This window comes from Candidatus Nanosynsacchari sp. TM7_ANC_38.39_G1_1 (genome assembly GCF_004138385.1).
In genome coordinates this window covers 1-7,520 of the sequence record NZ_PQNZ01000040.1, presented here as the reverse complement: position 1 = coordinate 7,520, position 7,520 = coordinate 1, and the positions used below count along the sequence as shown (strand labels likewise).

Genomic DNA, 7,520 nt, shown 5'->3' with positions numbered 1-7,520 from the left:
GCCAGCTTCTACTGTAGAGCCATTGCCAGGCCACGGCCCGAACGGCCAGCCAGCTTCTACTGTAGAGCCATTGCCAGGCCACGGCCCGAACGGCCAGCCAGCTCCATTCGTCGAAATTAAAACCTCATCTAATGATGCTGATGGACCTGAAATCGTAAAGGGGCAGAATGACGACAATGATATTGAAGCTTTAAATAGAAGAGATGAGCTACTTCGAGAATTAGTAGAAATACTCAACCGTCCATCTACTTCTGAAGCCGAGGAGGCTAGAGCAGCAGAGCTAGCGAAGGAGCTCAATGAGATGCTTGGTTTGTCTGACGACGACGCTGAAACCGGAGGAACTCCGACTCCAGTTAACCCAGGTGGTAATCCATCGCCAGTCGCTCCAGTGCCGCGTCGGAGAGCACATCAAACTCGACCATCGTCACCGCAGCCAGGCGGCGGTACTCCAGGCAGCCCAGGTCGTCCAGGTACTCCGCCTATTCCTCCGAGCAGCCCAGGCGGCCCAACCGGCCCAGAGCCTGGCCGTCCAGCCCCTCGAACCCCAGATCATAATGCTGGCCAACCTAACCCAGAAAAACTTCCGTTCTTTGAGGATCTCGATAGGTACGCTCGTCTTTTGGCTGCCGAGGAATCTAAGGGCGGTAATAGAGGTATCATTAGCCGTATTTGGACTAGTCGAGAGAATAGGCGGCGGGCAGAGCGCCTCAGCTATATGCGCGACGTAGAGGATGATTTGCGAGAGCAAGTCATGGAGCATTTAGCTGAGAAAGTCAACGCTAAGCGCCAGAGAGGCGAATATAGTGGTACCGACGACGAAATCAATCAGCAGATGTCTGACGATATGTTTGATGAACAACGCAGAATATTCGGTATGGTGCAGAGAAAGAAAAATGAGGCTCTAGAGGAAGAAGCTGGTAAATGGTATAATCGTGTTCTAGCGAAATTGGGCAGTTTCATAGCCGCTAGAGGTTCTAAGAAGAAGAGCGGTCTAAAGGCTGGTGCGGTGGGCTTTGCGCATGGTGCTGTTAAAGGTACGGCAGTTGGTGTAATTTCGGGACTCTTTGGCGCTGTTTGGCCGATATCAATGGCTGCTGGCGCGGTTGCCTCGCTTGCTGGCGATGCTGCTATTAGGCGTGGTGTTCGTCTAGACGCTATGCAACAACGCCGTAAAAAACGCGGGATAAGGGAAGTTGCTGGCGATGATGAATTTAGCCAGATTAAAGAAGCGGCTGGCAGAATTGGCGGATTGCAGGGTCAACAGCATGTTGCTGACGAATTGTTTAAGCGAACCCGTAAAGCGACCGAAAAAGACCGAGATAAAATCTCGAGAGAAGTCGAGCAGCGGATAAAGGATAACGGGGTGGCTTTGGCTCTAGGTAGGCTTGCTGGCGGTGCTGTCGGCGGACTTGGTGGCCGCTGGGTTGGCCAGCAGCTCCACGACCATACGCCGGTAGGCCAGGTTGTGGATAGGGCTAGAAGAAATGTTCATGAATTCTTCCGCGGAGATACGGCCGCCGCTGCCGCTGCAGAACAGAGTCAAGACGATAAAATTAACGCACTAACACAACAAGTAAACGATCTTCAGGAAAGGCTTGAGCAAGCGCAAGCTGGCGCTGGTTCCGCCGGCATTGATAGTTCAGGTTCGTTTAGCAACTGGGAATATCCGTGGGATTGGGCGGTTGATCAGTTTGGCGAGAATAATGCCGTATCTAAATTGTACGAATTAGCCGATGCTGCCGCGCGGGATGGCCACAATATCCAGTGGCATGGCTACGGCGAAACCCAATGGCTATCGATAGACGGTAAGAGCGATACGCAGTCAGTCTTGGAGATTTTGAATAAGTACAATTACGGTTTAGCAGCATAAAATGAGATAACAGTAAAATAAAAAGGAAGGGTGAATGAATGTTCAACGTCGATGATAATTTGCTAGCAGCCGCTGGCTACGATGTAGAGAAGTTATCGGAAGAGAAGAAAGAACAGTATCGGCGCGAGATGACTGACGAATTGAATCGGCGCGCGTCCGAGCAGCTGTTGGCACGGTTGTCTAAAGAGGAGGCATTGGAGTTCGAAGATGTCAACAGTAATCCAGATCGGACGCGGCGCTGGCTGGCTGAGTTTCACGGCGATTATGCTAGCCGCCAGGATTACCAGGCTATCCGTGAATTGTTCGAAACTGACGAAGATGCGATGAGTTTCTACGCGTCTGCGCTGTGGATGCGTTATGCTGTGCCAGATTACGGCAAAATCATGCAAGAAGTCATGAATGAATACGTCGAAGAATTGGCCGATATGCGCCGCGCTGTCAATGAGCAGCTCGGTATTGCGTAGCAGCACTATAATCGGTATACTAAATGCATAGGCAAGAGGGGGTGAAATGTTTCAATTAGACGATAAGTTTCTCGAAGAGGTGGGTCTGGGCAGCTTACCAGACGACCAGAAAAAACTGTTTCTCGACCACTTTCGCGAGCAGCTAGAGCTGCGTGTTGGTTTGCAGCTTAGCGAGGGTTTGAGCGATATGCAGCTGGCGGAGTTTGAGAGTTTTATGGATCGCGATATGGTGCGGGTGACGTCCTGGCTGGACGCTAACGCGCCGGATTTCGAAAATGATCAGATTTATGTACAATTGAAAGCTAATGCGCCAGCCAACGTGCCGCAAAATGCGATACTAGCAGAGTACGCATCGCTGAAGTGGTTGGGCCAGCATCGTCCGAATTACCGCGAGGTGGTGATGCAGACAGTCAAGACTCTCAAGGGAGAAGTTATCGCCAACCGCGATATGATTCTTCTAGGCGACGCGGGAGCATAGGCTACGGCCGCGGTTGCGGATTTAGGTGTCTGCGATTGTGATTGTCACGGTTGATGGTTGCGACTATCTTTGTAGCGGGTAGCCGCGCAAGAAAGCGTCGGCACTGATAGTTTTGCCGCTAGGGGCGATTAGCTCGTCAATTGCTAGGTAGGTGCCGTCGGCGCATTTGATGTCAAGCGGTGTTTCTGGAGTAGAGACGGCGCGGGCTTTGGTGATAATTAGGTCATATTGGTCGACTTTTAGGCGCGAACGCGGATAAGTCAGGTGGGCGCGAATTTTGGCTTCCGCTTGGTTTGCGGTTAGCTGTTGCGGATCGAGGCGGCTGTCGTCTTTGCTGAGCAGCGAGCAATAGGTAGCGCGGCTATTGTCTTGCGGTGTTGGCTGTAGTATACCGTTTATGATGTCAGGTAACTTCTGCGTTAATAATTGCGCGCCAAGCTGGCCGAGAGCCTGATAGAGCTCAGGCTGGGTCTCGGTAAGGGTTAGCGGGTAAGCTTCTTGGTAGTATATCGGGCCGGCATCCATCGCTTGCTCTAACTGCATGATGGTTACACCAGTGGTTTTATCTCTGTTAGCAATAGCTGATTCGATGGGCGACGGGCCGCGGTATTTTGGTAGCAGCGACGGATGAACGTTGATGATACCAGGCTGGAATAGGTCGATGATTGTTTGCGAGATAATTTTGCCGTAGCTAACCAAGACGCCAGTTGGCCGCGGCGTAATATTTTTTATATCACTCATGATATCTTTTAGCCGGTTTGGCTGCCAGACTGGAATGTGGTGCTGGCTAGCGAATTGTTTGACGGCAGGCTGGATAAGCTTGTTGCTGCGGCCGCGGCGGGAGTCCGGCTTGGTGATAACGGCTACGATATTAAAACCAGCTTCAACGAGTGCGCGCAGGCTATATAAGCTAAAGTCTTCGGTGCCGAAGAATACTATCGGCTGGCGGCTAATCCCAGAGGTCGGCGTTGTCTTTGACATATCTTTCGTAGTCGAGCGGATCGAGCTCGCCCTCGTCGTTTAAGCGGTAAAAAGCCTGGTGATCGTCGCGAATGTGGTCGACGAAAACGATGCCGTTGCAGTGGTCTATTTCGTGCTGCAAGACGCGCGCTAGAAAGCCATTGGCCTTGATGCGGATTTCGTCGCCGTCGATATTGATGGCTTTAACGCGGATTTTGCTGTAGCGGGGGACTTTGCCGTAAAAATCCTTGACGCTGAGGCAGCCCTCGTAATCGTAGGTGATTTCGCCTTCGTACTTGACGATTTCCGGATTGATTAGCGGGATAAATTCTTGGTTGTCTTTGTCTTCGAAATCGGCGCGAACGATAACGACACGCTCGAGGCGGTCGATTTGCACGGCAGCCAGGGCAGCGCTAATTTCGTGCGGACGGGAATTCTCCCAGTCGATACTTGCGTCAGTCATATCCTTGATGAGCTGGCGGGTTTCGTCGGAGACGACATGAACTCGCTGCGATTTCTGGCGCAGGTGCGGATTTGGCAGGGTAATGATAGCTTCTTTCTTCACAACTTTATATTATAACAGATTTGCCGGATCGATGTCGTATTGCCAGTGTGTTCGGGGTAATTGGCTGGCGATGGCGAGCAGTTTGGCGCGGTTAGTTGACTTGACGACGATTTGCCAGCGGTAGGTGTCGCGGACTCGCTCGTAGAAAGCTGGTGTCGGCCCGAAAATAGTAATATCAGGATATTCGCTGCGTAATTGAGCGGCGAATTTTTGGGCGTTGCGAATGGCGGTGGCTTCGGTTTTGTAAATGCAAGTTAGTTTAAGCAAATAAACAAACGGCGGAAAAATGCCGCGGCGGCGTTCAGCTAATTCGCTGGCGTAGAAGCTGGCGTAATCTTGGCGGATGCCTTGAACGATGGTAGGGTTTTGCGGCTGGTAGGTCTGGACGACGACTGATGTTGGCTGGTTGTTGCGGCCGACTCGGCCGATGACTTGGGCGAGCAGCTGGAAAGTGCGTTCGCGCGTAGTGAAATCAGGCAGTGCTAGGCCGGCGTCAGCTTGAATAATACCGACTGTGGCCAGGCGGGGCAGGTCGAGGCCTTTGGCGACAACTTGGGTACCGATGATGATATCGATATGTCCGTCGTAGAGCTCTTGATAGCGCTGATTGAGGCTATTTTTGCTGGTAATATCGCCGTCGAAGCGGGCGATGGCGGCCTGCGGGAAGAGCTTTTGCAGTTCGCTCTCAATCAGTTTGGTGCCGATGCCTTTGTGGACAATATCAGTGCTGCCGCAATCAGGACAGGCGGTGGGCACGCGTTCGCGGTATCCGCAAATGTGGCAAATTAGCGCGTGCTGGTCGGCGTGCAAAGTCATTGGAATAAAGCAGCGCGGGCATAAAGCGCTCCAGCCGCAATTCTGACAAAGAGTGGTGCTGGCGGTGCCGCGGCGATTGTGGTAAATTAACGTTTGTTTGTTGTTTTCGAGATTTTGGTTGATAGTATTTATTAATAAGTCGGATAGAAAACGGTGGCGCAAAAAGCCGTTTTTCGATGTCATATCCACAACGTTTATAGAGGGAGTGATGATGTTTGGGTTGGCGCGGGCTGGTAAATTGATGATGGGCCGGCCAGTTTTGGCAGCGAGGTAATATTCGCTGACCAGCGGCGTGGCTGAACCTTGTATTACAGTAGCATGGTGATACCGGGCTAGAATAGCGGCCGTCCGCAAGGCAGAGTAGCGCGGCGTTTGGTCTTGTTTGAGCGCTGGTTCGTGAGCTTCGTCGATAATGATCGCGCCGATGTTGTTAAATGGCATAAACAAGGCTGAGCGCGGACCGATAACGACATTTGGCTGGGTAGCATTGAGTGCTTGCAGCCAAGCGTGGTGGCGCTGGGCTTCGGTTTGTTGCGAATGGGTGGTGATGAGGTTGGGAAAAGAGTGTTGAAATTCGGCGATTAGCTGGGCGGTCAAAGCAATTTCTGGAACAATTACGATGACAGATTTGCCGGTAGCAATCAGCCTCTTGGCGTATTCTATGTAGACGGCGGTTTTGCCGCTGCCAGTGACGCCGTGCAGAATAACGGTGCCGCTTTTGGCGTTTAGCAGGCTGCCAATGGCGGCCGACTGGTCTTTGTTGAGTACAAAATGTGTTCTATCTCTTCGTGTTGCTGCAGTGCTGTTTGAGCTTAGAGTGCGGCGTTTCTTGGTGAGGCCGCTTGGCAAGATGGTTTGTAAAACTAATGCCAGATGAGCGATGTAGTAATTACTCATCCATTGTGCAGTTTGCAACAACGGACGCGGTAACGGGGGTAGATCGAGGATTGTTGTAATTTCTTTAGTAGCAAAATCAGGTTTAGCTGTTTTTTTTACAACTATACCGGTGAGCAATTGCTGACCGATTGATATAATGACAACAGCGCCGATAGCCAGAGGTTGCTGGCTGCTGTAAGTGAATACGCAAGCGTCGGCTTTAACGATTTTGGTGGGCGCTACTTCATAATAATGCATCGCCTAATTATACCTTGTCTACGGCAATTTAACACGCTACTATAAGCATATGTATTTCGAGAGTAGATCGCAAGCAGGAAAGATTTTGGCTGATCAATTGGTAGCCAAATATCGCTACGAAAACTGCGCTGTGGTAGCGCTAAGCAACGGCGGCGTAGTGGTGGGCGAGCAAATTGCGGCGCAACTGCACTGCGTGTTGATGTTATTGGTATCGCAGGATATCGAGATACCAGGCGAAGGAATGAATTTTGGAGCGGTGTCGCAAACTGGCGATTTCACATATAATGATGAATTTTCGGCAGGCGAGATTGATGAGTATACGAGCGAATTTCATGGCTATTTGGCCGAGAAGAGACGCGAAACATATAGTAGTCTCAATCGCTTGATCGGCGATGGCGGTACAGTCGATAAAGATATGCTGAAAGATCGCGTGGTGGTGCTGGTATCGGATGGCTTTGCTAATACTGCTAGCGTTGGAGTGGCTTTAGACTTCTTGAAGCCGATTAGGATTCTGAGGTTGGTCGTAGCATCGCCAGTGGCGTCGGTGGCAGTGGTTGATCGGCTGCACATTACTGCTGATGAGCTACATTTGCTGGACGTTAAAGAGAATTTCTTGGGAGTTGATCATTATTATGAAGATAACAATGTGCCAACACTACAGCAATCAATTGATAAGATTAGCCAAATCATATTGAATTGGCGATAAATGGTCTTGAATTGGTTATGAAAAGAATGTAGAATAAAAAGCAACAGAACAAACTAAACTGGAAGAAAGGGGCTTGGCTAGATGCTTGATGTGTTCATTACCTCGCGGGTGCGTCGTAAGATAGTTGTCGTCTATGCCAAATATCCAGATTTTCGGACGCATGTCCGCGGTTTGGCCAAGCTGATCAAGGAAGACCCCGGTAATATCCAGCGCGAATTGCGCCGGCTGGAAAAGGTCGGTTTTTTGCATGCCGAAAAGCAGGGTAATACACGGATTTACTCGACTAATAAACAATTCCCGATTTTCAAAGAATTGCAAAGTATTGTCATTAAGTCGCAGCAGCACGCTAATAGCAATCGGCCGAAACGTACAACTTCCGAGATTAGTAGATGACCTTATTTGAACAGATTTTGACGGCGCGCGGTCTGATGACGCGGGCAGCGCGCCAGGCTTTTTTGCAGCCAGATTATATGGCGGTGAAACATGATCCGTTTTTGCTGCCAGACATGAAAAAGGCAGTGGCACGG

7 protein-coding genes and 1 pseudogene are annotated in these 7,520 nt (G+C 50.6%); 5 read left to right on the top strand and 3 right to left on the bottom strand.

What is annotated here, in order from left to right; all coding sequences use genetic code 11:
• From G1ANC_RS04055 to G1ANC_RS03070, 3 genes and pseudogenes are all read left to right on the top strand, one after another.
• Positions 1-1,870, top strand: a pseudogene (locus G1ANC_RS04055) (hypothetical protein); the annotation flags it as partial.
• Positions 1,871-1,908: 38 nt separating this feature from the next.
• Positions 1,909-2,334 carry a hypothetical protein gene (locus G1ANC_RS03075; RefSeq protein ID WP_129693554.1) on the top strand — a complete coding sequence of 142 codons (426 nt, stop codon included), beginning with the start codon at positions 1,909-1,911 and terminating at the stop codon, positions 2,332-2,334.
• A gap of 46 nt (positions 2,335-2,380) precedes the next feature.
• Complete coding sequence (locus G1ANC_RS03070; protein ID WP_129693553.1) at positions 2,381-2,812, top strand: DUF5663 domain-containing protein; 432 nt, start codon at positions 2,381-2,383, stop codon at positions 2,810-2,812.
• Positions 2,813-2,875: 63 nt separating this feature from the next.
• Here the strand turns inward: G1ANC_RS03070 and fmt are convergent, their stop codons facing one another.
• Genes fmt through priA form a run of 3 tightly spaced genes read right to left on the bottom strand, consistent with a single transcriptional unit; the run spans position 2,876 to position 6,287 of the window.
• Positions 2,876-3,793 (bottom strand): methionyl-tRNA formyltransferase, encoded by a 918-nt coding sequence (gene fmt, locus G1ANC_RS03065; RefSeq protein ID WP_129693552.1) that lies wholly within the window; start codon positions 3,791-3,793, stop codon positions 2,876-2,878.
• On the bottom strand, positions 3,762-4,337 hold the full coding sequence (def, locus tag G1ANC_RS03060) for a peptide deformylase (RefSeq protein ID WP_129693551.1): 576 nt from the start codon (positions 4,335-4,337) through the stop codon (positions 3,762-3,764). The genes fmt and def overlap by 32 nt, the downstream gene beginning before the upstream one ends.
• Before the next feature lie 9 nt (positions 4,338-4,346).
• Positions 4,347-6,287, bottom strand: coding sequence for a primosomal protein N' (gene priA / locus G1ANC_RS03055; RefSeq protein WP_129693550.1), 1,941 nt, complete (start codon positions 6,285-6,287; stop codon positions 4,347-4,349).
• 49 nt (positions 6,288-6,336) lie between these two features.
• On the opposite strand from priA, the gene G1ANC_RS03050 reads away from it, so the two are divergent.
• Positions 6,337-6,993 (top strand): phosphoribosyltransferase, encoded by a 657-nt coding sequence (locus G1ANC_RS03050; RefSeq protein WP_129693549.1) that lies wholly within the window; start codon positions 6,337-6,339, stop codon positions 6,991-6,993.
• Positions 6,994-7,074: 81 nt separating this feature from the next.
• Positions 7,075-7,386, top strand: coding sequence for a winged helix-turn-helix domain-containing protein (locus G1ANC_RS03045; protein ID WP_129693548.1), 312 nt, complete (start codon positions 7,075-7,077; stop codon positions 7,384-7,386).
• The last annotated feature ends 134 nt before the right edge of the window (positions 7,387-7,520 follow it).

Coding starts and splice junctions, on each gene's coding strand:
- G1ANC_RS03075 (WP_129693554.1), top strand. CDS start 1,909: ATGTTCAACGTCGATGATAATTTGCTAGCAGCCGCTGGCTACGATGTA.
- G1ANC_RS03070 (WP_129693553.1), top strand. CDS start 2,381: ATGTTTCAATTAGACGATAAGTTTCTCGAAGAGGTGGGTCTGGGCAGC.
- fmt (WP_129693552.1), bottom strand. CDS start 3,793: ATGTCAAAGACAACGCCGACCTCTGGGATTAGCCGCCAGCCGATAGTA.
- priA (WP_129693550.1), bottom strand. CDS start 6,287: ATGCATTATTATGAAGTAGCGCCCACCAAAATCGTTAAAGCCGACGCT.
- G1ANC_RS03050 (WP_129693549.1), top strand. CDS start 6,337: ATGTATTTCGAGAGTAGATCGCAAGCAGGAAAGATTTTGGCTGATCAA.
- G1ANC_RS03045 (WP_129693548.1), top strand. CDS start 7,075: ATGCTTGATGTGTTCATTACCTCGCGGGTGCGTCGTAAGATAGTTGTC.